The following is a 22,454-nucleotide window of genomic DNA, read 5'->3' as shown; positions in this document are numbered from 1 at the left end:
GGGCTGCCTGTTCCCGCCCCCAATAGCAAAATCCCGACACCTGTCATCAGACAAAGCGCCGGGATTTTCAGTTTTTTCAACCTGTCGCGAACCGGGTCAGTTCCCCGCACTCTCCATCTTGCGATGGGCGACAACCTCTTCCAGCCAACCCAGATGCATCTCGGGCACCGAACTGAGCAGCAGGTCGGTATAATCGTCGAACGGTGGGCTCAGCACCTGGCTTTTGGGACCATAGCGGACCACGCGGCCCTGATACATCACCGCGATGCTGTCGCTGATCGCTCGAACCGTCGCCAGATCGTGGGTGATGAACAGATAGGCCACGTCCTCGATCTTTTGCAGGTCAAGCAACAGCTTGAGGATGCCGTCCGCCACAAGTGGATCAAGCGCCGAGGTGACCTCATCACAGATGATCATCTTGGGCTTGGCTGCCAGCGACCGCGCGATACAGACACGCTGTTTCTGACCACCGGACAGCTCGGCCGGATAGCGATCCATGAACTTTTCGCCCAGCTCGATCTCATCCAGCAGTTCGATGATCCGCTTGCGCTTTTCCGCGCCGCGCATGTTGAAGTAGAACTCCAACGGACGCCCGATGATCGTGCCGACGGTCTGGCGTGGGTTCATCGCCACGTCAGCCATCTGATAGATCATCTGCAACTCGCGCAGGTCTTCGCGGGTACGGCCTTTCAGATCGCCACTGAGCTTGCGACCGGCAAAGGTGATCTCACCATCGCGCGGCGGCAGCAGGCCGGTGATTACTCGCGCCAGCGTGGACTTGCCCGAACCGGATTCGCCCACAACAGCCAGCGTTTGCCCCGGATGAAGCTCGACATTTACGTTGTGCAGCACATCGAAATTCAACCCTTTGTAGCGCGCGGTGATGCCGTCGACGCTCAGCACGGGATCTGGTGTGGGTTTCTTTTCTTCGTGCTCGATCGAGCGGACCGAGACCAGAGCCTGCGTATACTCTTCCTGCGGGTTGTTGATGATCTGGTCGGTATTGCCATACTCGACCGTATTGCCCATCCGCAGCACCATGATGTCGTCACTTACCTGCGCCACGACCGCAAGGTCATGGGTGATGTAAAGCGCGGCAACGCCGGTGTCTGCAATGGCCTCTTTAATGGCCATCAGAACGTCGATCTGAGTCGTCACGTCCAGCGCGGTGGTGGGTTCATCGAACACCACCAGATCAGGTTCGGGGCATAGCGCCAGCGCCGTCATGCAACGCTGTAGCTGACCGCCTGAAACCTGGTGCGGATAGCGATCACCAATGTTATCCGGATCGGGCAGACCCAGCTTGGCGAACAGTTCCCGGGCGCGGCCTTCGGCCTCTTTGCGGCTGAACTTTTTCTGTTCGACCGCGGCTTCAACCACCTGATCCATGATCTTTTTAGCGGGATTGAAGGAGGCTGCGGCGGATTGGGAGACATATGTGACTTCACCCCCGCGCAGCTTGCGGATATCGCCATGCGATGTCTTGAGGATATCGCGCCCGTTGACCCAAACTTCACCACCGGTGATTTCCACGCCACCCCGGCCATAAGCCATCGAGGCCAGGCCGATGGTCGATTTACCGGCACCGGATTCGCCAATTAGCCCCAGCACCTTGCCAGGCGCGAGGTCAAAGCTGACCCCGTGCACGATTTCGATGTCATGGGGTTTTTCACCCGGCGGGTAGACGGTCGCGCCGATTTTGAGGTCGCGGACCTTAAGAAGGGCTTCTGTCATCCCCGGCCTCCTTTCAGCGATGTGGTACGGTTCAGGACCCAGTCAGCCACAAGATTGACCGAGATCGCCAGCGTTGCGATGGCGACAGCAGGGTAAAGCGCTGCGCCGATGCCATAGACGATGCCATCCTTGTTTTCCTTCACGATGCCGCCCCAGTCCGCCAACGGCGGCTGAACGCCCAGACCCAGGAACGACAGGGTCGAGACAAACAGAACCATGAAGATGAACCGCAGGCCCAGTTCCGCAACCAGCGGCGACAGGGCGTTGGGCAGGATTTCACGGAAGATGACCCAGACCTGGCCCTCACCACGTAGGCGCGCGGCCTCGACATAGTCCATGACCGCAATATCCACGGCAACGGCGCGGGCCAGACGATACACACGGGTGGCGTCCAACAGGCCCATGACAAGGATCAGAACCGGGATTGTCACCGGCACCATGGCCAGAACAACCAGCGCAAAGATCAGTGTCGGGATCGACATGATCAAATCCACCGCGCGCGACATGACCTGATCGGCCCAACCACCCAGCACCGCGGCCAGGAAACCAAGGATGGACCCGGTCACGAAGCTAAGGATCGTGGCCGCCGTGGCGATAAAGATCGTCGTGCGCCCGCCATAGATCATCCGGCTAAGAAGATCGCGGCCAATGTTGTCGGTACCCAGCCAGAATTGCGAGCTGGACGGCTCCCATACATCTCCCACGACCTCTGCCATGCCATAAGGAGCCAGCAGAGGGGCGAGGAGGGCGATGATGAAGTACAGGGCTGTAAAGGCCAGCCCGATCATTGCAGAGATAGGGATGTTCTTCATTTCGGATGCCTCAGCCTTGGGTTGGCCAGAATGGCAACAATGTCTGCAATCATGTTCAGTCCGATATAGATCGCGGCAAAGATGACGCCGCAGGCCAGAACCACCGGAACGTCACGCTTGGTCACGTGGTCCACAAGGTACTGCCCCATTCCGGGATAGACGAACACCACCTCAACCACGACGACGCCGACGACCAGATAGGCCAGGTTCAGCATCACCACGTTGACGATGGGCGCGACGGCGTTCGGGAAGGCGTGGCGATAGATAACTTGAAAATTGCTCAGACCCTTCAGCTCTGCGGTTTCGACGTATGCAGACTGCATCACGTTCAGGATCGCGGCGCGGGTCATGCGCATCATATGCGCCAGAACAACGAGCGTCAGAACGATAACGGGCAGAGCGATCGAATTCAGCTTTTGCCAAAAGGACATGCTGTCATTGATCATCGCCAGCGGCGAGAACATGCCCAGCTTAACGGCAACGAAATAGACCAGCACGTAACCGATCAGAAACTCGGGGATCGAGATGGTTGTGAGTGTAACCGCTGAAATCAGCTTGTCCGGCCAGCGGTTGCGATAACGCACGGCCAGCAGGCCCAGAAAGATGGCCAGCGGAACCGATACAACGGCGGCCCAGAAGGCCAGAAACAGCGTGTTGCCCAGACGACTGCCAATAGAGTCAGCAATATCCAGTTTATTGGTCAGGGATTGACCAAGATCACCCTGAACAATGCCGCCCAGCCATTCGAAATAACGGGTCAGGGCGGGCCGGTTGAGGCCCATTTCCTCGCGCAGGTTTGCCAGCGCCTCGGGGGTTGCAGCTTGGCCTAGGACCGCTTGCGCAGCGTCCCCAGGAAGGGCTTCGGTGAGGCCGAATATCAGAGCCGATGCACCGAAGAGAAGCAGGAATCCCAGCGCAAGGCGCTGGGAAACCAATTTAATGATAGGATGCATTATCCGTGGGCCCTATCAGGAGAACCACATCTTGCGCGACATGTTGCCATTCATCATCTCTTGGGTCGGATCGTTTTCCCAACCTTCCAGCTGATTAGTGACGCCTTCGACAAAGTCATTGAACATTGGGCAGATCAGGCCGCCTTGGTCACGGACCATCATGCCCATCTTGCTGTAGATGTCCTTGCGTTTGTCGTTGTCCAACTCAGCGCGCGCCGCAAACAACATCTCGTCGAATTCTGGAACCTTGAAACGGGTATCGTTCCAATCAGCACTAGACAGATAAGCGGTTGAGTACATCTGATCCTGCACCGGACGACCGCCCCAGTAGGAAGCACAGAAGGGCTGCACGTTCCAGACTTCGGACCAGTAGCCATCGTTGGGTTCGCGCTTGATTTCCAGAGGGATACCGGCCTGTGCTGCTGTTTGCTGGAACAGGGCCGCAGCATCCACGGCACCTGGGAAGGCGCCATCTGCAACGCGCAAGATGATCGGCGAACCGTCATGGCCCGACTTCTTGTAATGCTCAGCCGCTTTCTCAAGGCTGAACTCGCGCTGAGGAATTGACCCATCAAACAGCGGGTATGCTGCGTTAACAGGCATATCGTTGCCAACTGTGCCGTACCCGCGCAGAACCTTGTCGACCAAGTCCTGACGGTCAATGGCGTGTTTCAGCGCCAGACGTAGTTCATTGTTGTCGAACGGCGCGGTGTCGCAGTGCATGATGAACACATAGTGCCCGCGCCCCGCCGTCGAATGCACGGTCAAATTCGGTGCACGACCCAGCAAGTCAGCAACCTTCGGCTCAACGCGGTTGATCGCGTGAACCTGCCCACCCTGGAGAGCAGCCGTTCTGGCGGTCGCATCGTTGATGACAATTACTTCGACGCTGTCGAAATTTCCGAAGTCGGGGTTCCAGTGGTTTTCAAACTTCGTGTACAGGTGACGTACACCGGGCTCATCCACTTCTACCTTGTATGGTCCAGTGCCGATACCTGCACCTGGATTTTCCATGCCGCCGTCTGGCTGAATGATCAGGTGATAGTCTGCCATCAAGTAAGGCAAGTCAGCGTTAGGCTCGGTCAGTGTGACCTGGAAGTTGTCGCCATCGGCCTTCATCGACTCGATGCCTTTCATGATGCCCAGAGCACCAGACTTCGAATCTTCGTTTGAGTGGCGCTCCATGGTCTTCAGCACGTCTTCACTGGTCATGGTCTTGCCGTTGTGGAATTCGACGCCCTGACGCAGTTTGAAGGTCCAGACCTTGGCATCCGCGCTGCCTTCTACGCTTTCTGCCAGACGAGGTTCGATCGAGCCGTCGGGTGCAACCTCTACCAGCTGGTCACCAAATTGCTTGCCGTTCTGGAATGGCACCGAGCTTGCATAGGTTGCTGGGTCAAGCGAGTTGGTGGATTCACCGCCCTGAAGACCGAACTTCAGATCACCGCCTTTTTTCGGGCCTGCCGCACGCGCGGCATCTGCAAACATGGTGCTTGCCATCGCTGCGGTGACACCCAGAGCCGCCGCTTTCCCCATGAATTCGCGGCGGGTCAGCTTGCCCGCTGTGACCTGCTTGGTCATGTGAGTGAGTTGTTCGTTCATTCAAAGATCTCCCAGTTGATTGGATTACTAGCCCTTTGCGGGCTTTTTATTGACGCATGAGTCAAAGTAGGCGCATTTCGGTCAGCCGAGCAAGGGTAAATGTCTGACTCAATCCGGCGAATGATTTATATTTGATCGCGTGAAATGGTATCCTCCACCTGCTTTGTTGTTAGCAAGCATTCATCATCAAAGGCATTCATTTCTGCCAAGGGGTAGAATGTCGGTTCTTCTTCCTGCATTTCGCAAGACGTCCCTGTTCTCAAATCGATACCAATCCGACTGATTTCCTGCCTGCGGCGGCATTATTCATGGCTTTGATTGCCCCGAACCTTTCCCAGACCGAGCAGCGCCACCAATTGTTGTCTAGCGCTTGGCGGGTGTAAACTTCTCTTATCAGGTCTTCACTGCTGTCATTGCCGCGCATATCCAAACGAATGTGACCACAGCCGTGTTTCGCGAACCGCAAAGGGGCCAGCGTATCCCATATCGAGACGCCGTCGCGTTTCTCAAAAAGCAGAATGCCAAAAATGGCGGGGGCCGAGGTTTTCAGAGCATCCGAGGGGCGGGACACGCGGGCCGACCGGCGACAATCATCGCGCATACTAGTGCCTACGTTGGAAAGGTCTTGAATGTTGTGTAGCGCGTTTGAGGTCGGCGTCATTCGGATATTGTCCGGGTGTTTTATAACCCGGGCGGTTCGAAAACCGTCAAATCATGTGCGGATCGCGACAAGCAAGTCCATCACGTTTGTTCCGGTCGGCCCCGTCACCAGCAAGGCGCCCGCGCGATCTAGATAGCTGCCGCTGTCTGCCTGTTGTAACGCCAACTCGGCACCGTCGCCCCAAGTGGTGCCGTCGACGACAGCTCCGGCGGCTTGCGTCGGCCCGTCTGTGCCATCGGTGCCGCCGACTACCACCGTGAATCCGTCGCACCCTGCAATCTCGCGCGCGAGTGCCAGTGCCAGCGCCTGATTGCGCCCGCCGCGCCCCGGATTGTCGGGTAGTACGACGGTTGGTTCACCGCCGAAGATCAATGCCCCTTTGGGCATGGTGCGGATACGTTCGCCAAGCGCTTCGGCAATTTTCAGGAAATCATCGTGCAGGCATTCTTCGTTGGCGTGTACCGGGATGCCGTCGTCTTTTGCCAATTCAGCAGCGGCTGCGCGGGCGTGGGCGTTTGAAGCCACGATTTGAGTCGTCGCCGCAAAATCAACCTTACCCGGCAGCGCTCCGATGCCCGACCCGACAACATTCAGATCATCGCCCGGTACATCCGAAATCGCCAGAACGGTCGCCCTGTCGCCCTGGAAATGGGACAGCAATCCGCCCCCCTTGATCCGCGACAGTTTGCGCCGTTCCGCATTCATCGTGGTGATGTCCAGCCCTTCGGACAACAGCTTTTTGTTCAGCTGTTCCAGATCATCCAGTGTCTTACCCGGCAGCAAATCCTCGGCCAGCGAGGATGCCCCGCCCGAAACCAGCAACAACAAATGCGAGCCCGGCTTCATTACCTCAACCGCCTCGCGCAATGCCTGACCTCCCTGAAGGCTGCGCGCGTCCGGAACGGGGTGCGAGGCTTCGATCACAGTCACATAATCCGGCAGATCACGTCCGTGGTCATCCTTGGTGACAACCAGTGTCGGGCGCGGGCCGAAATGCTCAAGGGCCGCACGAGCCATGGACGCGGCGGGTTTGCCGACCGCCAATATGTGATCGGGTTCGGGGACGTCCTGCAAAACCTTGGTGGTTGCTACGTGGCCACCCACAGCATCGACTCCGGCCTGCCAGATGCGAATTGCCTGTTCTTTCCTGTCCATCAGCTTTCCATCCAAATCGTGACGGGCCCGTCATTGACCAGTTCCACGGCCATATCAGCACCGAATTGTCCGGTCTCTACCGGCACACCATGCGCCTGCAACCGCTGGGCAAAGACCTCATACAAATGTTTGCCGACATCCGGTGCGGCGGCTTCGGAAAAACCGGGCCTGTTGCCGCGAGAGGTATCGGCCGCCAGCGTGAACTGGCTGATCACCAGTGCGGACCCTTCGATATCTTTCACGGACCGGTTCATTTTTCCGGCTTCATCCTTGAAGATGCGCAGCTTGGAGACCTTGGCGGCAAGCTGATCTGCCTTGGCTTCGTCATCGTCCTGCATGGCACAGATCAAAATCATCAACCCCGGTCCGGTCTGACCGATCACCTGACCGTCGACCGAGACGTTGGCTCGTGAAACTCGTTGTAGAACAGCGCGCAAAATCGTTCTCCGCTTGGTGTGCTTGTCATCCGACCCAGTTTACGATCTCACTCAGATCGGCGCGGTCGGTGCGAAAGCCGTTGGCGGGATGATCTGTATCCGCATAGCCAAAGGAAATCGCGCATAAAATCAAACGGTCTTCCAGGATATCGAAGTACCTACGCAGGAATGGGCTGTAGGTGGCCAGGGCTGCCTGCGGGATTGTGGCGATACCAAGCGCCTGCGCGGCCAGTGAAAATGCGGTGATGAACCCGCCGCAATCCAGCGCGCCATAAGTGCCAAGCTCGACCGGGCTTGTGACGATGGCGCAATGGGGTGCCCCGAACAGAGAGAAATTCTGCATCATCTGCCGGGCCGAAGCAGTGCGGTCACCGCGCTCAACCCCGACAGCCTCGTACAAAGCCCAACCACAGGTTCGACGGCGATCTTGGTATACACCGGAATAAGAGGTTGGAAAGGGAATGTCGGGGCAGGGGGTGCCCGTTGCGGCCTCGGCCTGTATTGCCGTGCGAAACCGGTCTGTTTCTGCGCCGCTGGTGATAGTGACGTGCCAGGGTTGAGCGTTGCACCAGCTAGGCACACGCGCGGCGCTGTTCAGGATTTGTTTGATCTGATCCTTGGGCACCGGATCGGGGCGAAAGGCCCGGCAGGAATACCGCGAGGCCAGCAACCGGTTCAGATCGGATAGTGTCACTCTGGCCTCTCCCGTTAGGCGTCGACGCCGTGGAGGATGGCGTCACGCAGCGGGAAGTTCAAGCGCTAACATCGACTGATTTCTTGGCTTGCCGACAGCTCTATCATTGTTGGCCGGTTGCCATCAGATACCCGACGCCTGCCGCCACAAGCAGGCCAAGTAAAACGGCAATGGTGATCTTGATGGCGGACCAGGGGCGCTCTCCCTGAACGCGGCCCGTGCGCCCGTTCACGACGAACCGATAGGTCTGCCCACGGTATTTGTAGGCGGCCATCCAGACCGGCAGCAGGATATGTTTGAAGGTCACGTTTCGCACATCGGTGTCAATCGCGTGTATCCGCTGACGGTCGCCACCGATATCAAAGCGCACGTCGCGTTCGATCACCCGCGCCATGTACCCGCGGGCTTCGGTGTAACCCTCCTGCAGTTCCAAGGTGTAGGCCTCGGCGCGGAATCCGGCCAGATATTCTGGCTGATAAGGTTCCAACGCCGGCAGGTCCCAGGGCTCCAATGCGTCGGTATAGCTTTTGGGCAAAGACTGTGATGCCAACACCAACACGTCGTCAAAGAATCGCGCGACCCGCCCGGATTTCGGAGACCACCGCACCTTGGGCACTTGCTGTTGTACGCGCTTTCCGTCGCGCATAACGGTGCGGGTCTCGTAATAAACAACGCCCCGCTCACCGCGATAGTTGGACGTGGTGTCCGCATCAAAGGTCCAATACGGCACATAGATGCCCTGCATTTTGCGACCTTTGCGGGCATATTCTTTCAACCCGTTGGGCGCGAACCAGAGCCGTCCCAGCCAATCCCCCATCGCCTTGTGCGCCGTGCGTTCATCCAGCGCAAAGGGCAGCACACCGCGCGGTTTGATATGCCGGTTGACGCCGGTATCCGTTACTACGGGTGTCGCGCAGAACGGGCATTCGGCGGCATGGGTGGCGGGGTCGAACTCGACCTGAGCCGCGCAATTGGGGCAGGACAGAACACGCGTTTCCTCGATCTCGCTGTCCGGAAGCTGTTCCGCGATGGCGGCGTTGAAATCCAGTTCTTTCAAACTGGCACCGCCCCAGGGGCCTGCGCCAATCGCTTCGGAATGCCCGCAATGGTCACAGGTCAGGCTGCCGTCGCCGGGGTTGAATCGGTAGTCTGAGCCGCATTGCTCGCAGGGAAATCTGTGTTCTTCGTTCATCGTGTAGCCTTATTCTTACGCCGGTGACTGGCGCATTAGGCTCCAGGCGGTGGCGGCGGCAGGATGGTGAACAGCTGCGCCAGTTCCTGCACGTCTCCGGCCTTTTTCCAACCGTCCTGACCGGCGGTCCAGACATGGGTGTCGCGGGTGATCTCTCCGTCCGTTGCCATACGTCCCATCTTGGCTTTCGAAAACGGCCCACTGGTCTGCCCGTCCACCGCGATATGCCACACATGTTCGACCGGAGGTGGAGGTGGCGGTGCGGCATGTGCTGCCGGTTGCGGTGCAGCGGGGGCGGAACTGCCCCACGGGCCGCTGGGTTGACCCGCTGCCATGTTCGACATTTGTTGGGCCATCGCCATTCCCATACCCATGCCAAGCCCGGCGCCCATGCCGCCGCCTTGACCGGGGTTGTTGGCCGCGGCTGTCATCGCCTCGGCGGCGGAATACTGAGTGAATTTGCCAAGATCGCCCGCCAACCCCATTGAGGTCCGTTTGTCCAGGGCCGCCTCAACTGCAGGCGGAAGTGAGATGTTTTCGATGTAGAATTCCGGCATCTCCAGACCGTAGCCATCCAGCACTGGGGAAACCTCGGCTGCAATCAGCTTGCCCAGATCGGCGGTGTTTGCGGCCATGTCCAGAACCGGAATGCCTGATCCGGCGATCACTCGGCTGAATTCCTGCACGATGATGTTGCGGATCTGAAAGCTGATCTCATCCATCGTGAATTCACCGTCGGTGCCAACGATCTCGATCAGGAACTTCGCGGCATCCTTTACCCGTACTGTATAAGTGCCAAAAGCCCGGATGCGCGTTGGGCCGAATTCGGGGTCCCGCAGCATGATCGGGTTCTTGGTGCCCCATTTCAGGTCATTGAACCGGGTCGTATTGACGAAATAGATCTCGGACTTGAAGGGCGACTGAAAGCCATGATCCCAGTGCTGCAAGGTCGTCATGATCGGCATATTGTTGGTCTCAAGCATATAGAGACCCGGCGTGAACACATCCGCCAACTGCCCTTCATGCACGAACACGGCGGCTTGACCTTCGCGCACCGTCAGCTTAGCGCCGTATTTGATTTCATGGCCCTCACGCTCGAACCGCCAGACCATCGTATCTCGGGTGTCGTCGACCCAGTGAATGACATCAATAAATTCTCCGGTCAGAAAATCGAAAATACCCATTTGGGGTCTCCTTTCCTTGGGCTCAGAGCTGCTGGCCCATCAATTCGCGTGCAATGATCCGCACCACGGGGCGGGCGTCATCCGCCGTCACCCCGGGCTGAAGGCGCGGGTCGTAAAGCATGGTCAGTAGTTTTTCGTCATGGCTGGTCAGCAGCGCAAACTCATCATCGTCGTTGAAAATCGAAGGCCGCGCTGCGGGGCTGTCGTTTGGAAGGCCAAGTCCCTGCGCTATTTCTTCGTGGATGCAACTCAACCGCAGCAGATTGGGTAGTTCTGCACGTATGTAAGCTACGGCACGGATTACGGTATTGGTGTCCTCTTGGCCGGAAAACGTAAAGACAAAACAATAAAACGGCCGGTCCAGCGTCCTCAGCAAATTCAACCTGTCGTCAGGGATACCCGGAACAAGTGATTTTAATCTATCCTGAGCGTAAGCCACGTCGTCCTGACCTGCTATGAAAACAAGAAAGTTCCCGTCACCATTTACACTTCGAACGTTGTGCCCGGTCGCTTTTTGCAGCCGTTTGGCATAGTTTTGAATGGTTTGCCGATCAGCTTCGCGGCTTTCCATAGAAACGCTCGGACCAAACTCAGTCCTGATACGGATCGGGCTCTTCCAGCGATTTAACTTAATCTCGCTCGGGCCGCTGACAAATGCGGCGGATTTGCCGGAGTGTTCGTTGATGAAAGCAATTTTGCCAAAATTGCGGGCTAAATCATCAGCGTCATACGGTGTGTCAGGGCCTCCTCCGTCCGTTCGCAGCAAACCGCGGGTCAGCAGATCTCGCTCGACCCGCTGATAGAACCGGGCCAGGTCCTGACTGGCAGCGGATGGGGGGACATAGGCATTGGCGGCAGGCGCCAGTGCCTCTGGGCGCGGTTGCGGAACGACAGAGGATGTCAGCGTTTCATCGCAATTGGCCAGAGCCAATAGCAATAGAAAGCCCATGACCGGCTTCAGATATCCCGAAAACCGCACCCTTCGCCCGCCGTCAACCCGGTACTGCCGTACCGGCATTATCGCCAATACCATCCTTGCGGGCTTTGGCCGCGGCCAGCGTATCGCGCAGTTCGGCCTCCATCTTCTGAAGCTCTTGCTCGGCGGCGGCACGCTTGGCCTTGCCCTCGTCGGCAATGGCCAGACTTTCATTGATGGTGCCGATCAGGTCGGCATTGGCTTGTTTGACCGCTTCGATATCGAACACGCCGCGTTCCATTTCCTCGCGGATCATCTTGTTCGATTCACGCAGGTTCGCAGCATTCGAAGTCAGCAATTCGTTGGTCAGGTCATTTGCATCGCGCACGGCCGAGGCGGCCTCGGCGCTGCGTTGGATGGTCACGGCTTGGGCCAGCTGGGTTTCCCACAGTGGTACAGTATTAACCAGCGTCGAATTGATCTTGGTCACCAACGACTTGTCGTTCTCCTGAACCAACCGGATCGAGGGCAACGATTGCATTGTCACCTGCCGCGTCAGTTTCAAGTCATGCACGCGGCGTTCCAGATCGTCCCGCGCAGCGCGCATGTCGCGCAGCTCCTGCGCTTTCATCACTTGTTGATCCTCGGGCGCAGCCTGAACCTCAGCCTCTTTTTCAGGGATATCCTGGCTGTCCAGTTCAGTCAGCTTTTCCTCACCCGCCGCGATATAAAGCGCCAGCTCATCGTAAAACCCAAGGGTCTTTTCATACAGCAAGTCCAGTGACTTGATATCTTTCAACAGCGTGTGTTCATGACCCAGCAAGTCGTCAGTGATCCTGTCGATCTGGCTCTGAACTTCTTCGTATTGTGCGGTAAACTTGGCGAAGGGCGCAGCTTTGCCGATCAGCTTTTCCCACCAGCTGCGTTCACGGCGCACATCCAGTTCACTGACCGAAAAGCCCCGGATCGAGGTGACGATATCGCGCAGGCTGTCACCAGCGGGCCCCACATCCTTGTTGCGCACATCTGCCAGCATGGCCTGGCTGATTTCCTGCAATTCTGCCTGAGCGGACGAACCGAATGATACGATCGAATTCGTGTTGCTCATATCCAGCTCGTCCATGCGTTTGCGGATTTCAGCGCCGACAGGGTCGTCTGCGTCTTCCAGCGAGATGACTTCGGCCGTGGGTTCAGGCAACGCAACGGCGGTCACTTCCTGTACCAGCGTTTCTGCTTCGACCGCCTTGTTCTTGATCTCATCGGACATGGAGTAATCCTTTCTCAAAAAATGGGCCGGTTAGTCCAACCGGACGCCTTCGCGCTGCAGCCGTTCGCGCAACACGTCAATTTCAACCGTCAGATCACTGCGGTCATCCAATAGCATCTTGCGGGTGCGGGCCGCGAAATTCTGTTCCAGATCGTCCAGCAGGGACGAATAGTCAGCCAATGCCTGCGCATCCCGCGTGCGTGCATAGACATCGGCAAACTTCACGGTCGCATCACGGGCACCCTGCAGGTAGACAGTCAGGTATTTGCGGGCACCGGCCAAATCGCGCGGGTCTTCTTCGACCGTGCGAAACAGATCGCGGGCGGTGTCCTGAAACCGTTCGACGCGCGCCTCGATCCGGCGGTCGCCCGCACGTTTGATGGCGTCGGTCATCTCTGTCAGATGGGTTTCGGCATCTTCAACCACACGGGCCACGCGGTCTTGCTGAAAGGTATCGATCCCTTCCATGCCCTTGTCTTTCATCGGGTCCAGACCGAAGGACACTGAATGCAGGACCGTTGCCACCACCCCGAACAGGATCGGGGCCAGCAGGCCGGCCTGAGCAGCAGTTTCGGCATCTAGGTATTCCGTCCGGTACGCGGCCACAGCGACACCAATACCGGTCAACACGCTAGCGAAAATCTTGCGTGGAAAGGCCGGGCGTCGCGCGGTGCGACGTGTGTTAAATTCGGCCTCGGCGCGCAACCCTTCGCGCAACAGAAAGGCAGCGGCGGTCAGCAGGCCAGCGGCGACCAGCCCAATCGTCATCCCGACTGCACCATCGTTCAGCGACAGAAACACCAGGGGAATGGCAGGCAGAAACAGGATATTGGCCCGCGCACCTGCCGGTTCGACGCGCGCGCCATGAAATTGCCCGCGCTGCGGTTGGTCGTCGTCAGAGCTGCCGCCTTCGGGGCTGAATTTTCCGCCATACCGCTTAGCCATGCGCTACAGGCCCCCCAGCACGCCGGAGCAAACACCAAACATCAGCACAAGAAGGGCCGCATAGGCCAGTTTTTGCACTCCGGTCCCTGACATGGCGTTCCCCCGTGGAATAACTTACGGAAAATTTAGGCGATACGTGGGCTTGGCGCTAGGGGGAAGGTTGCTAAACCCGCGTCACTTGCGAGATTTCTTGCCGACCGGCGGTCGTTTTCGTTGCGGACGAGCAGGGCGTTTGGGTTTGGATTCGGGCTCAGCGTCCAGACCCAGTTGGTCGCGCATAACGCGGCGGCGGATCTCTTCAACCTCGCCGGGTTTCAGACTGCCCAGCTGGAACGGTCCGTAAGATACCCGTAGCAGGCGGTTCACGGCATAGCCGATATCCTCCATTGCGCGGCGAATCTCACGGTTCTTGCCTTCGCGCAGGCCGATGGTCAGCCATGCGTTTGCGCCTTGCTGGCGGTCCAGAGACACGTCCATCGGCAGAAAGCGTTCTCCGTCGATCACAAGCCCCCTGCGCAGCGGTGCAAAGTCTTCGTCCTTGGGGCGGCCATTCACACGAACGCGGTATTTGCGCAGCCAACCGGTCGAAGGCAGCTCAAGCTTGCGTTTGATGCCGCCGTCATTGGTCAGCAGCAGCAACCCTTCGGAATTCAGGTCCAGCCGCCCCACGCTCATGACGCGGGGCATGTCCTCGGGCAGGTTGTCGAAAATGGTGGCGCGGCCTTTTTCGTCGCGGGTCGTTGTCACCAGACCGGACGGCTTGTGATACAGCCACAGACGCGAGGGTTCAGGTTCCGACACAGGTTTGCCGTCGACGACGATCTTGTCTTTGGCGGTTACGTTTAGGGCTGGGCTATCAATAAGCTTGCCATTCACTGCCACGCGGCCAGCTTCGATCATGCGTTCCGCTTCACGGCGCGAGGCAACGCCCGCGCGGGCCAGCACTTTGGCGATCCGGTCGCCGGGAGGAGGGGTTTTTGTCATCCGCAGCCCATAGCGCATCCCGCCCGCTTGCGAAAGACAGGTTTCTGATGCAGTCAGAGGCATGACGTTCAAATCACATATGGATAAGGCGTTGGTCGAGGCGCGCGCTGCGGCAGATCGCGGAGAGGTTCCGGTTGGGGCCGTAATTGTCGCGCCTGACGGCCGGATCGTGGCTGCGGCGGGCAACCGGACACGCGAAATGAACGACCCCACTGCCCATGCCGAGATTTTGGCCCTGCGCACAGCCTGCGCCGAGGCCGGGTCCGAACGGCTGCCGGATCACGACCTTTACGTCACGCTGGAACCCTGCGCCATGTGCGCGGCAGCTTTGGCCGCGGCGCGTATCCGGCGCATTTATTTTGGGGCTGCCGATCCGAAATCTGGCGGTGTGGCCCATGGAGCGCGGGTTTTCACCCACACACAGGCGCACCATGTCCCCGAGATTTACGATGGCATCGCAGCCCAAGAAGCCGCCGATCTTCTGAGAGCCTTCTTCGCTGCACGCCGTGATATTAAAGAGTGATAGGTTTCATCAACTCAGGTTCGATCACGTCCACCCCCGGCAACCCATCAATCAGCGCCTGAGCAGACTGTTCCAGAATTGGGAAAGTTTTGTAGTGACAGGGAATCACCGTCTTGAAGTTGAAATACCGTCTGGCCGCATAGGCCGTGCCCTTCATGTCCATGGTGAAATGTCCGCCTGCTGACAGGATGCCGATGTCGGGTTTGTAGTAATCGCCCATCCACTCCATATCCGCCATGATGTCGGTGTCCCCTGACACGTAAAGCATGTGATCTTCCGAGGCGATCATGAAGCCGACCTCGCTGCCTCCGGTCCGCAGGCCGTCCGGCGTTGAAAAGGTCGAGCTGTGCGAGGCAGGCACCATGGATACCTTGACCCCGTTCAAATCCACTGTGCCGCCTTTGTTGAAGCCGACGGTTTCCAGCCCTTCGGTCTCGCTCCAATACCCCATCAGGTCGTATTGGCCGACCACGGGAACCTTCAGATGCTTGGCCAGCGACACCACGTCTGCGACGTGATCGAAATGTGTGTGCGTCAGCAGAATGTGCGTCGCACCATCCAGCGCTTTGTCATGGTGGTCCTCGGACAACACCGGGTTACCGGTCAGCCACGGGTCGATCAACAGCACCTGCCCACCGGTTTCAATACGGAAACTACCGTGGCCCAGCCAGATGATATTCATTGAAAAAATCCTCCTGATCATACTGTTGGCATCAACCTAGCATCGGCTATGTAAAAGTGCATGGACTGGATTCAGGAAATTGACGGCTATTGCGAGCGTCTGTCGCCCGCCTATTGGGCCGAGCCGATCAACGCTGTGACAAACGCGGCGTTTCTGATCGCGGCGTTTGTTATGTGGCGGCGCGTTCAGGGGCGGGGGATGCCGCTGGCAATGGCGCTTGTGGTCGTTCTGGCCACCATCGGTGTTGGCAGTTTTCTGTTCCATACCCATGCGCAGACCTGGGCGGCCATGGCGGATGTCGTGCCGATCCTGCTGTACATTCTGGTCTATATCTTTGCCATCAACCGGGATGTCTGGCGGTTTAGACCGATGATCGCTGCAATCTTGACGGCCCTGTTCATACCTTACGCGGCGCTGACCGTGCCCGTGTTCCAACTTGTTCCGGGGCTGGGCGGATCAGCGGCTTACGCTCCGGTTCCGCTGCTGATCCTGATTTATGCATTCCTGCTGCGCAATCGGGCGCCGGATACAGCGCAGGGACTGGCCATCGGGGCGGTGATCCTTATCGTCTCGATTGCATTTCGTGCGCTCGATGACCCCATTTGTGCGCAGGTGCCGCTGGGCACGCATTTTATGTGGCACATCCTGAACGCCACCATGCTGGGATGGATGATCGAGGTCTATCGTAGGCATCTGGCGCGCGTGTCTCAGACCTGAAACGCGGCGGCCAGATGTTCCGGGAGGTTAAATTCGGACAGCACCCGCGTCCGTCCGTCGCCTGACATCTTGCGCGCGGTTTTCTCCACAATGCGTTGAATTTTCTCGGCCGAGTGTTTTTCCGCGAAAGGCGCGAAATACCACTTGAGGAAAACGAAACAGATGACGTCTTCTAGCGCCTGAACCTCGTCATCGCGCTTGATGCCCTGTTTGCGCAGCATGCGACCGGCGGATTCGGCCTCGTCTTTGCTGTATCCAGCTTGCTCCATCAGCCCCATGACAATCTCGGCGTGATGTTCAGCCTGTGCCTTGCGCCAGGTCAGGTATCCGGTTCGGCCTTCGGGGTATTCGCTGCGAGCCAGCTTCCAGCGTTCCACATGCTGACCGCGTGCCGCGATCTGCAATGGGTCCGACGCGTCTGGAAACAGCCGGTCCAACTCGGCGCTCATCCTCTGGCCGTACAGCAGGGCAGCGGGTTGGCCATCTTCGATTGTGGGGTCTTGCCTGTTGGCCGCATCTATTGCGTCCAGAACCGCTTGCTTGCGTGCGCTCATCTTCCGCTCCGTTGGGTTTCGCCGGATTTACGATGCAATCCGACCGGTTAGTTCGCACCATCGTAGCGGTTGGTTTCATCGGATGCAGCAGTCAATTGCACCCTGGCCGGGCCAGTCGGGGGGATTCTGGCCCGGCGGCAAAAGGCACCTTATTTGCCGACTTTGGCGCTATCCTGTGTCACCGTCTCGGGCGAGGGGGTCGGGAACGAGACGTCGGGGATCAGGGTTTGCGTCGTAGGGCCGAAGGCCATGGCGGGGGTGCTCAGAATGGTTGCGGTCAAAAGGGCTGTGGTAATGAAGGTTTTCATTTTCTTTCTCCGGTTTCTGGCTGTGCCATGGATCATGAGGTGAACAGTTTGGTTCACTTTTTCAAGTCGAAAACTGAACTAATTGGTTTACTTTTGCGTATACTGGTTATTCAGTTTTGAATGGCTGGACGCGCCGACGACGGAAACAGCGTCACATCCGCTCTTCGGCGGACTTGCGACCCGGGCATCAGACGGGTAAATGCCCCCTAACGCATATGAGGTTTTCCGATGTCGATTGACCAAAGCACCGCCGCCAAGGTGGCCAAACTGGCCCGGATCAAGGTCGAGGATGACGCGCTGCCCGCGCTGGCATCCGAGTTCAACACAATCCTTGGGTTCATCGAGCAACTGAATGAGGTCGATGTCGAAGGCGTCGAGCCGATGGTCTCGGTCGAGCCGATGCGCCTTAAACGTCGCGAGGATGTGGTCACCGACGGCAATCAGCAGGCCAAGGTTCTGGCCAATGCCCCCGACGCACGCGAAGGCTTTTTCGCAGTCCCCAAAGTGGTGGAGTAAGACATGAGCGATCTGAACAAACTTGGCCTGGCCGAGGCCCGCGACGCGCTGCGTAAGGGTGATGTGACCTCGGTCGAGCTGACCGAATCCTGCCTTAAGGCTATTGATGACGCGGACGCGCTGAACGCTTTTGTCCATAAAACGCCCGAGATTGCGTTGGAACGCGCCAAAGCGGCGGATGAGCGGATCAAGGGTGGCGACGCGCCGTCAATGTGTGGTCTACCGATTGGTATCAAGGACCTGTTCTGCACCAAGGGCGTGCCTTCGCAGGCCGCGTCAAAGATTCTGGATGGCTTCAAGCCTGAATACGAATCCACCGTGTCGCAGCAACTGGCCGATGCGGGTGCCGTGATGCTGGGCAAGCTGAACATGGACGAATTCGCCATGGGTTCGTCCAACGAAACCTCGGTTTATGGCAACGCGGTCAGCCCGTGGCGTCGCGGTAATGATGACGCGAAGCTGACACCGGGTGGCTCGTCGGGCGGGTCCGCTTCGGCTGTTGCAGCCGACCTGTGCCTGGCCGCAACAGGCACCGATACAGGCGGCTCGATTCGTCAGCCTGCCGCCTTTGTTGGCATTACCGGTATCAAGCCGACTTATGGTCGTTGTTCGCGCTGGGGTATCGTGGCCTTTGCATCCTCGCTGGATCAGGCCGGTCCGATGACCAAGAACGTACGTGATGCGGCGATCATGTTGGAAACCATGTGCGGCCACGACGCCAAGGATTCGACAAGCGCCGAATTGGCCGTTCCGAATTTCGAGGCGATGCTGACGGGTGACATCAAAGGCAAGAAAATCGGTATCCCAAAAGAGTACCGCATGGATGGCATGCCCGCCGAGATCGAAAAGCTGTGGTCTGAAGGGGCCGAAATGCTGAAAGCGGCAGGAGCGGAGATCGTCGATATCTCGCTGCCGCACACCAAATACGCGCTGCCTGCGTACTACGTGATCGCACCGGCTGAGGCCTCGTCGAACCTCGCGCGCTATGACGGTGTCCGCTATGGCCGCCGCGCGCAGTTGGCGCAGGGCGACGGCATCACCGAGATGTACGAAAAGACCCGCGCCGAAGGGTTTGGTCACGAAGTGCAGCGCCGCGTCATGGTCGGTACATATGTGCTGTCCGCAGGTTTCTACGACGCTTACTATAATCGCGCGCGTCGCGTCCGCACCCTGATCAAGAAAGACTTCGAAGATGTCTTCGCCGCAGGTGTCGACGCAATCTTGACCCCGGCAACGCCGTCGGCCGCTTTCGGCCTGGGTGAAATGACCGAGGCGGACCCGGTTCAGATGTATCTGAACGACGTCTTTACGGTGACAGTGAACCTGGCCGGTTTGCCGGGCATCTCTGTGCCTGCCGGTCTGGACAAACAGGGCCTGCCACTGGGTCTGCAGCTGATTGGTCGCCCGTGGGAAGAGGGCGATCTGCTCAACACGGCCTATGCGCTGGAAAACGCCGCCGGGTTTGTGGCCAAGCCTGGCAAATGGTGGTAATCCTCAAGTCAGGCAAGACAACGCAATACGGAGCAGCTGGATGCGCTTTACGCTTCTGATCCCCGCAATCGGGTTCGTGGCCGCCTGTAATTCGGTGGCCCCGATAGGTGGCACGGATTTCAACACCCCCACCTATCAGGCACAGCGTGAGGCACAGCTGGCGGGGCAGGGATATACTGGTAACCCGCTGCTTGGCCCGCCCGACGTGTCAGAACAGCAGCTGGGCGCTCCTGGCACAGTAGCCCCGTTGCCAACCGGCGAAAATGCCGACATCGCTTCGGCGACCGCGGCTGCGCTGGCTGGCACCTCAGGGCAAGCCGCGATCACTCCGGCACCGTCGCCCGTCGAAGACCCCATCAACAACGCGATTTCCGATGAGCAGGATTTCGGAGCGGTCTCTGACCGTCGCACCATCGAATCCGACGCCGCATTGATCGAACAGAACCGTCAAACCTATGAGGTGGTCGCGCCCACCGCCGTTCCGGAACGTGGAACGGATGGTCAGCCCAATATCGTGCAATACGCGCTGAACACATCGAACCCGGTCGGGACCCAGCTATACAGCCGTGCAGGTCTGAACCTTCAGGCCAAGGCGCAGCGCAATTGCGCCCGCTTTCCATCCCCGGATCAAGCTCAGATTGAGTTCCTGTCCAACGGTGGCCCGCAACGCGACCGCAAGGGACTTGACCCGGATGGCGATGGCTACGCCTGTGGCTGGGACCCCAGCCCGTTCCGCAGTGCCGTCAACAACTGAGCCGCTGAAGCCTATCTGGCACCCGTCCCCTAACTTTGGCGAACGCAGGGATGGGCTGACCCCGTCGCTGATCGTGCTGCACTATACCGCGATGGACAGCGCAACCGAGGCGCTGGACCGGCTGTGCGACCCTGCCCATGAAGTATCCGCGCATTACCTGATCGGTGGGGATGGTACACTCTGGCAGATGGTGCGCGAGGAGGATCGGGCCTGGCATGCCGGGGCGGGTGAGTGGCATGGCCAGAGCGATATCAATTCCCGTTCGATCGGAATTGAACTGGACAACACCGGCGCGCACCCTTTTTCCGAGCTGCAGTTGGACGTTTTGGAAACCCTGTTACACCAGATCATGAACCGGTGGGCTATCCCCCCTGAACATGTAATTGGCCATTCCGACATGGCACCGGGCCGTAAGTCCGATCCCGGTCCGCGCTTCCCTTGGCAGCGGCTGGAACACATGGCCCTTGCCGGAAAGCGCTCTCAACACGACCCTGGCAAAACCCCTTTAAATACGTTCAATGCGTTGGCGCGCGCCGCAGGCTACTCGGCGGAGACGGACCATGACACGCTTCTGGCTGCGGTACGCCTCAGATATCGTCCATGGGGTGACGGCCCGTTGGAACCAGCTGACCTTATACCCTTGATCAAGAAAACCTGATCCGCACTTGACGCCGCCGTACCCAGAGCATACCCACACCCCGCGCGGAGGGACGGATGGCCGCTGGGGCGTATGCCCGAGAGGAAAGTCCGGACTCCACAAGACAACGGTGCCGGGTAACGCCCGGGCGGGGCAACCCGACGGAAAGCGCCACAGAAATCAGACCGCCGCACCATTGCAGAGGTTCGCCTCAGGCAATACGCGGTAAGGGTGAAACGGTGGGGTAAGAGCCCACCGCGCCGCTGGCAACAGCGGCGGCACGGCAAGCCCCACCGGGAGCAATGCCAAATAGGGTCCTCGCGCGGGCCGGTCGGCGTCAGCCGATACCGCCGCTAAGCGCGTCTTGGCCGAGAGGGACCGGGTTGGCAGCTTGAGCCGCGCAGCAATGCACGGCCTAGAGGAATGGTCATCGAAGGGGGTAACCCTGGAACAAGATCCGGCTTACAGGCCCTCCGCGCGTAGATCCCGATTAACGGCCCGGCGCCTTGTAGGCTCCGGTCAGTTTTGCGGCTTTTTTGGTCACAGCGACAAAGTCCTTTGCCTTCCATGCGCGCACGGTTTCAACTTTTGACACCGCGCCTGATGCTGCAACGGCCATGCCTATAGCAACTGCATCCGTGCTTTCCGGCAATTCGCTGACAACCACCACGTCATTGTCGCCAGAGGTCATGTAAAACGCCACCAGCTTACCGCCGGCTTTTTTCAGCAATGCCCTGACCGCGCCCGAACGGTCCACGGGTTTCTTGAGCATTCCCTTAACGCCTTCCGGCGAATAGGACGCGTAGGTGATAAAAATAGGCATGACTACCTCCTGTCAAAAAAGTTAATGCAGAACCCGAAATTTGGCCGGTCCTTCAGCCCTTATGAACGTTTCAGTCTGTCGCGATCTATGAGACTGCGATCAGCCAAACGCCCACGACGATCAACGCAACACCAGTGAGCGGAACGAACCACCGCACCCGCGGCATCAGCTTTTCCAACGCGACATAAACGGCAATGCCCACAATCCAATAAAGGTTCATCACTCCGCCCACGAACAGCAGCAACATCAACGCCCAGCAACATCCCAGGCAAAACGCACCATGCAGCGCGCCGGTACGAAACGCGCCATAGGCACCGGGCCTGTTGTGGTCGGCCAGGAATTGGGCGGGGCTGCGGCAGTGGCGCAGACAAGCGGTTTTCAAGCTGGACAACTGGTACAAACCGGCAGCGACCAGTACGCATCCGGCAAAAAATTTCGAGTGGATCGTCATCATCGGCCCATCGGACAGTCCGACGCTTTCCATCGCCCATTGCGCCCCGGTTGCAATGATGCTGAACACCGCCCAGGCAACCAGATAGCCCGTCAAAAAAAGCAGGCTGAGACGCGACGCCCGCAACTTGTCCGGCCCCATTCGTTTGATCGCCGTATACAACAGAACGGTGGGGGCAGCGCTGGGGGTCATCATGGCAATCATCATGACCCACCACATCAGGAAAATCAGAACGGCGTAGATCGGTGTCCAGCGTGTTTCAGTCGCCATACTCATCGGCTCGCCAATCGGGCCAGCCATTCGGGTCATGTCGATTGCGGACATGTTCATACCGATGCCCGCAACCGTGTACCAGGACGCGCCCAGAATGATCAGCAGAACGCAGAACACAACGATGCCGCTGTCGCGCCGCAGCACCCGATCTACGACTCCGGGTCGGGGAGGGAACGTGCTCATGTCAGC

Annotated in this window: 24 protein-coding genes, 1 other RNA gene and 1 pseudogene; 7 read left to right on the top strand and 19 right to left on the bottom strand. The window is 58.6% G+C overall.

Going from position 1 to position 22,454, the window contains the following annotated elements; all coding sequences use genetic code 11:
- Window positions 1-96: 96 nt before the first annotated feature.
- The 14 genes and pseudogenes from ACR0AL_RS07000 to ACR0AL_RS06935 all read right to left on the bottom strand — a co-directional run.
- Window positions 97-1,734 carry an ABC transporter ATP-binding protein gene (locus ACR0AL_RS07000; RefSeq protein ID WP_170347926.1) on the bottom strand — a complete coding sequence of 546 codons (1,638 nt, stop codon included), beginning with the start codon at window positions 1,732-1,734 and terminating at the stop codon, window positions 97-99.
- Window positions 1,731-2,546, bottom strand: coding sequence for an ABC transporter permease (locus ACR0AL_RS06995; protein WP_170347927.1), 816 nt, complete (start codon window positions 2,544-2,546; stop codon window positions 1,731-1,733). The genes ACR0AL_RS07000 and ACR0AL_RS06995 overlap by 4 nt, the downstream gene beginning before the upstream one ends.
- Window positions 2,543-3,499 carry an ABC transporter permease gene (locus ACR0AL_RS06990; protein ID WP_170347928.1) on the bottom strand — a complete coding sequence of 319 codons (957 nt, stop codon included), beginning with the start codon at window positions 3,497-3,499 and terminating at the stop codon, window positions 2,543-2,545. The genes ACR0AL_RS06995 and ACR0AL_RS06990 overlap by 4 nt, the downstream gene beginning before the upstream one ends.
- A gap of 15 nt (window positions 3,500-3,514) precedes the next feature.
- Complete coding sequence (locus ACR0AL_RS06985; RefSeq protein ID WP_170347929.1) at window positions 3,515-5,101, bottom strand: ABC transporter substrate-binding protein; 1,587 nt, start codon at window positions 5,099-5,101, stop codon at window positions 3,515-3,517.
- 259 nt (window positions 5,102-5,360) lie between these two features.
- The gene (locus ACR0AL_RS06980) at window positions 5,361-5,762 is read right to left on the bottom strand and encodes a hypothetical protein (protein ID WP_480662418.1); all 402 of its coding nucleotides are present in this window, start codon (window positions 5,760-5,762) and stop codon (window positions 5,361-5,363) included.
- A 51-nt stretch (window positions 5,763-5,813) separates the two neighbouring features.
- Complete coding sequence (locus tag ACR0AL_RS06975) at window positions 5,814-6,917, bottom strand: glycerate kinase type-2 family protein (RefSeq protein ID WP_480662416.1); 1,104 nt, start codon at window positions 6,915-6,917, stop codon at window positions 5,814-5,816.
- Complete coding sequence (dtd, locus tag ACR0AL_RS06970; protein ID WP_170360429.1) at window positions 6,917-7,354, bottom strand: D-aminoacyl-tRNA deacylase; 438 nt, start codon at window positions 7,352-7,354, stop codon at window positions 6,917-6,919. The genes ACR0AL_RS06975 and dtd overlap by 1 nt, the downstream gene beginning before the upstream one ends.
- Before the next feature lie 25 nt (window positions 7,355-7,379).
- Complete coding sequence (locus ACR0AL_RS06965) at window positions 7,380-8,048, bottom strand: nitroreductase (RefSeq protein WP_480662414.1); 669 nt, start codon at window positions 8,046-8,048, stop codon at window positions 7,380-7,382.
- A 103-nt stretch (window positions 8,049-8,151) separates the two neighbouring features.
- Window positions 8,152-9,240, bottom strand: coding sequence for a TFIIB-type zinc finger domain-containing protein (locus ACR0AL_RS06960; RefSeq protein WP_480662412.1), 1,089 nt, complete (start codon window positions 9,238-9,240; stop codon window positions 8,152-8,154).
- 35 nt (window positions 9,241-9,275) lie between these two features.
- The gene (locus ACR0AL_RS06955) at window positions 9,276-10,424 is read right to left on the bottom strand and encodes an SPFH domain-containing protein (protein ID WP_170360424.1); all 1,149 of its coding nucleotides are present in this window, start codon (window positions 10,422-10,424) and stop codon (window positions 9,276-9,278) included.
- A gap of 22 nt (window positions 10,425-10,446) precedes the next feature.
- On the bottom strand, window positions 10,447-11,373 hold the full coding sequence (locus ACR0AL_RS06950) for a DUF2927 domain-containing protein (RefSeq protein WP_170349340.1): 927 nt from the start codon (window positions 11,371-11,373) through the stop codon (window positions 10,447-10,449).
- Window positions 11,374-11,416: 43 nt separating this feature from the next.
- On the bottom strand, window positions 11,417-12,607 hold the full coding sequence (locus ACR0AL_RS06945; RefSeq protein WP_170347936.1) for a toxic anion resistance protein: 1,191 nt from the start codon (window positions 12,605-12,607) through the stop codon (window positions 11,417-11,419).
- 30 nt (window positions 12,608-12,637) lie between these two features.
- Window positions 12,638-13,552, bottom strand: a complete 915-nt coding sequence (locus ACR0AL_RS06940; protein WP_170395538.1) for a 5-bromo-4-chloroindolyl phosphate hydrolysis family protein — start codon at window positions 13,550-13,552, stop codon at window positions 12,638-12,640.
- A gap of 177 nt (window positions 13,553-13,729) precedes the next feature.
- Window positions 13,730-14,536 (bottom strand): annotated as a pseudogene (locus ACR0AL_RS06935) (pseudouridine synthase); the annotation flags it as partial.
- A 61-nt stretch (window positions 14,537-14,597) separates the two neighbouring features.
- Here ACR0AL_RS06935 and ACR0AL_RS06930 point away from each other — a divergent pair.
- A complete protein-coding gene (locus ACR0AL_RS06930) occupies window positions 14,598-15,059 on the top strand; it encodes a nucleoside deaminase (RefSeq protein ID WP_480662410.1) in 462 nt (153 codons plus the stop codon).
- Here ACR0AL_RS06930 and ACR0AL_RS06925 read toward each other — a convergent pair.
- Complete coding sequence (locus ACR0AL_RS06925) at window positions 15,049-15,741, bottom strand: metal-dependent hydrolase (protein ID WP_170395542.1); 693 nt, start codon at window positions 15,739-15,741, stop codon at window positions 15,049-15,051. The genes ACR0AL_RS06930 and ACR0AL_RS06925 overlap by 11 nt on opposite strands.
- Window positions 15,742-15,801: 60 nt before the next feature.
- Between ACR0AL_RS06925 and ACR0AL_RS06920 the strand changes: the two genes are divergently transcribed.
- Window positions 15,802-16,458 (top strand): ceramidase domain-containing protein, encoded by a 657-nt coding sequence (locus ACR0AL_RS06920; RefSeq protein ID WP_480662408.1) that lies wholly within the window; start codon window positions 15,802-15,804, stop codon window positions 16,456-16,458.
- On the opposite strand, the gene ACR0AL_RS06915 is transcribed toward ACR0AL_RS06920, so the two are convergent.
- Both ACR0AL_RS06915 and ACR0AL_RS06910 read right to left on the bottom strand, forming a co-directional pair.
- Window positions 16,449-17,012 (bottom strand): DUF4202 domain-containing protein, encoded by a 564-nt coding sequence (locus tag ACR0AL_RS06915; protein ID WP_480646070.1) that lies wholly within the window; start codon window positions 17,010-17,012, stop codon window positions 16,449-16,451. The genes ACR0AL_RS06920 and ACR0AL_RS06915 overlap by 10 nt on opposite strands.
- Before the next feature lie 149 nt (window positions 17,013-17,161).
- Window positions 17,162-17,320, bottom strand: a complete 159-nt coding sequence (locus ACR0AL_RS06910) for a hypothetical protein (RefSeq protein WP_170347943.1) — start codon at window positions 17,318-17,320, stop codon at window positions 17,162-17,164.
- Window positions 17,321-17,548: 228 nt separating this feature from the next.
- On the opposite strand from ACR0AL_RS06910, the gene gatC reads away from it, so the two are divergent.
- From gatC to rnpB, 5 genes are all read left to right on the top strand, one after another.
- Window positions 17,549-17,836 (top strand): Asp-tRNA(Asn)/Glu-tRNA(Gln) amidotransferase subunit GatC, encoded by a 288-nt coding sequence (gatC, locus tag ACR0AL_RS06905; RefSeq protein ID WP_058280141.1) that lies wholly within the window; start codon window positions 17,549-17,551, stop codon window positions 17,834-17,836.
- Window positions 17,837-17,839: 3 nt separating this feature from the next.
- The gene (gene gatA, locus ACR0AL_RS06900) at window positions 17,840-19,327 is read left to right on the top strand and encodes an Asp-tRNA(Asn)/Glu-tRNA(Gln) amidotransferase subunit GatA (RefSeq protein WP_480662406.1); all 1,488 of its coding nucleotides are present in this window, start codon (window positions 17,840-17,842) and stop codon (window positions 19,325-19,327) included.
- Between the two features lie 40 nt (window positions 19,328-19,367).
- Complete coding sequence (locus tag ACR0AL_RS06895; protein WP_170409050.1) at window positions 19,368-20,081, top strand: hypothetical protein; 714 nt, start codon at window positions 19,368-19,370, stop codon at window positions 20,079-20,081.
- Window positions 20,065-20,739, top strand: a complete 675-nt coding sequence (locus tag ACR0AL_RS06890; RefSeq protein WP_480662404.1) for an N-acetylmuramoyl-L-alanine amidase — start codon at window positions 20,065-20,067, stop codon at window positions 20,737-20,739. The genes ACR0AL_RS06895 and ACR0AL_RS06890 overlap by 17 nt, the downstream gene beginning before the upstream one ends.
- Before the next feature lie 44 nt (window positions 20,740-20,783).
- Window positions 20,784-21,199: RNase P RNA component class A (rnpB, locus tag ACR0AL_RS06885), an RNA gene on the top strand.
- A gap of 9 nt (window positions 21,200-21,208) precedes the next feature.
- Here rnpB and ACR0AL_RS06880 read toward each other — a convergent pair.
- Window positions 21,209-21,541, bottom strand: coding sequence for a GYD domain-containing protein (locus ACR0AL_RS06880; RefSeq protein ID WP_170347947.1), 333 nt, complete (start codon window positions 21,539-21,541; stop codon window positions 21,209-21,211).
- 85 nt (window positions 21,542-21,626) lie between these two features.
- Entirely contained in the window at window positions 21,627-22,448 is an 822-nt protein-coding gene (locus ACR0AL_RS06875; protein ID WP_480662402.1) for a DUF2182 domain-containing protein, read from the bottom strand.
- Window positions 22,449-22,454: the final 6 nt, after the last annotated feature.

The organism is Ruegeria sp. BB1 (assembly GCF_056539465.1).
Note: the sequence above shows the minus strand (reverse complement) of the source record. Positions and strands in the feature narration are given on the sequence as shown.

Coding starts and splice junctions, on each gene's coding strand:
- ACR0AL_RS07000 (WP_170347926.1), bottom strand. CDS start 1,734: ATGACAGAAGCCCTTCTTAAGGTCCGCGACCTCAAAATCGGCGCGACC.
- ACR0AL_RS06995 (WP_170347927.1), bottom strand. CDS start 2,546: ATGAAGAACATCCCTATCTCTGCAATGATCGGGCTGGCCTTTACAGCC.
- ACR0AL_RS06990 (WP_170347928.1), bottom strand. CDS start 3,499: ATGCATCCTATCATTAAATTGGTTTCCCAGCGCCTTGCGCTGGGATTC.
- ACR0AL_RS06985 (WP_170347929.1), bottom strand. CDS start 5,101: ATGAACGAACAACTCACTCACATGACCAAGCAGGTCACAGCGGGCAAG.
- ACR0AL_RS06980 (WP_480662418.1), bottom strand. CDS start 5,762: ATGACGCCGACCTCAAACGCGCTACACAACATTCAAGACCTTTCCAAC.
- ACR0AL_RS06975 (WP_480662416.1), bottom strand. CDS start 6,917: ATGGACAGGAAAGAACAGGCAATTCGCATCTGGCAGGCCGGAGTCGAT.
- ACR0AL_RS06960 (WP_480662412.1), bottom strand. CDS start 9,240: ATGAACGAAGAACACAGATTTCCCTGCGAGCAATGCGGCTCAGACTAC.
- ACR0AL_RS06955 (WP_170360424.1), bottom strand. CDS start 10,424: ATGGGTATTTTCGATTTTCTGACCGGAGAATTTATTGATGTCATTCAC.
- ACR0AL_RS06950 (WP_170349340.1), bottom strand. CDS start 11,373: ATGGGCTTTCTATTGCTATTGGCTCTGGCCAATTGCGATGAAACGCTG.
- ACR0AL_RS06945 (WP_170347936.1), bottom strand. CDS start 12,607: ATGTCCGATGAGATCAAGAACAAGGCGGTCGAAGCAGAAACGCTGGTA.
- ACR0AL_RS06940 (WP_170395538.1), bottom strand. CDS start 13,552: ATGGCTAAGCGGTATGGCGGAAAATTCAGCCCCGAAGGCGGCAGCTCT.
- ACR0AL_RS06930 (WP_480662410.1), top strand. CDS start 14,598: ATGACGTTCAAATCACATATGGATAAGGCGTTGGTCGAGGCGCGCGCT.
- ACR0AL_RS06925 (WP_170395542.1), bottom strand. CDS start 15,741: ATGAATATCATCTGGCTGGGCCACGGTAGTTTCCGTATTGAAACCGGT.
- ACR0AL_RS06920 (WP_480662408.1), top strand. CDS start 15,802: ATGGACTGGATTCAGGAAATTGACGGCTATTGCGAGCGTCTGTCGCCC.
- ACR0AL_RS06915 (WP_480646070.1), bottom strand. CDS start 17,012: ATGAGCGCACGCAAGCAAGCGGTTCTGGACGCAATAGATGCGGCCAAC.
- ACR0AL_RS06910 (WP_170347943.1), bottom strand. CDS start 17,320: ATGAAAACCTTCATTACCACAGCCCTTTTGACCGCAACCATTCTGAGC.
- gatC (WP_058280141.1), top strand. CDS start 17,549: ATGTCGATTGACCAAAGCACCGCCGCCAAGGTGGCCAAACTGGCCCGG.
- gatA (WP_480662406.1), top strand. CDS start 17,840: ATGAGCGATCTGAACAAACTTGGCCTGGCCGAGGCCCGCGACGCGCTG.
- ACR0AL_RS06895 (WP_170409050.1), top strand. CDS start 19,368: ATGCGCTTTACGCTTCTGATCCCCGCAATCGGGTTCGTGGCCGCCTGT.
- ACR0AL_RS06880 (WP_170347947.1), bottom strand. CDS start 21,541: ATGCCTATTTTTATCACCTACGCGTCCTATTCGCCGGAAGGCGTTAAG.
- ACR0AL_RS06875 (WP_480662402.1), bottom strand. CDS start 22,448: ATGAGCACGTTCCCTCCCCGACCCGGAGTCGTAGATCGGGTGCTGCGG.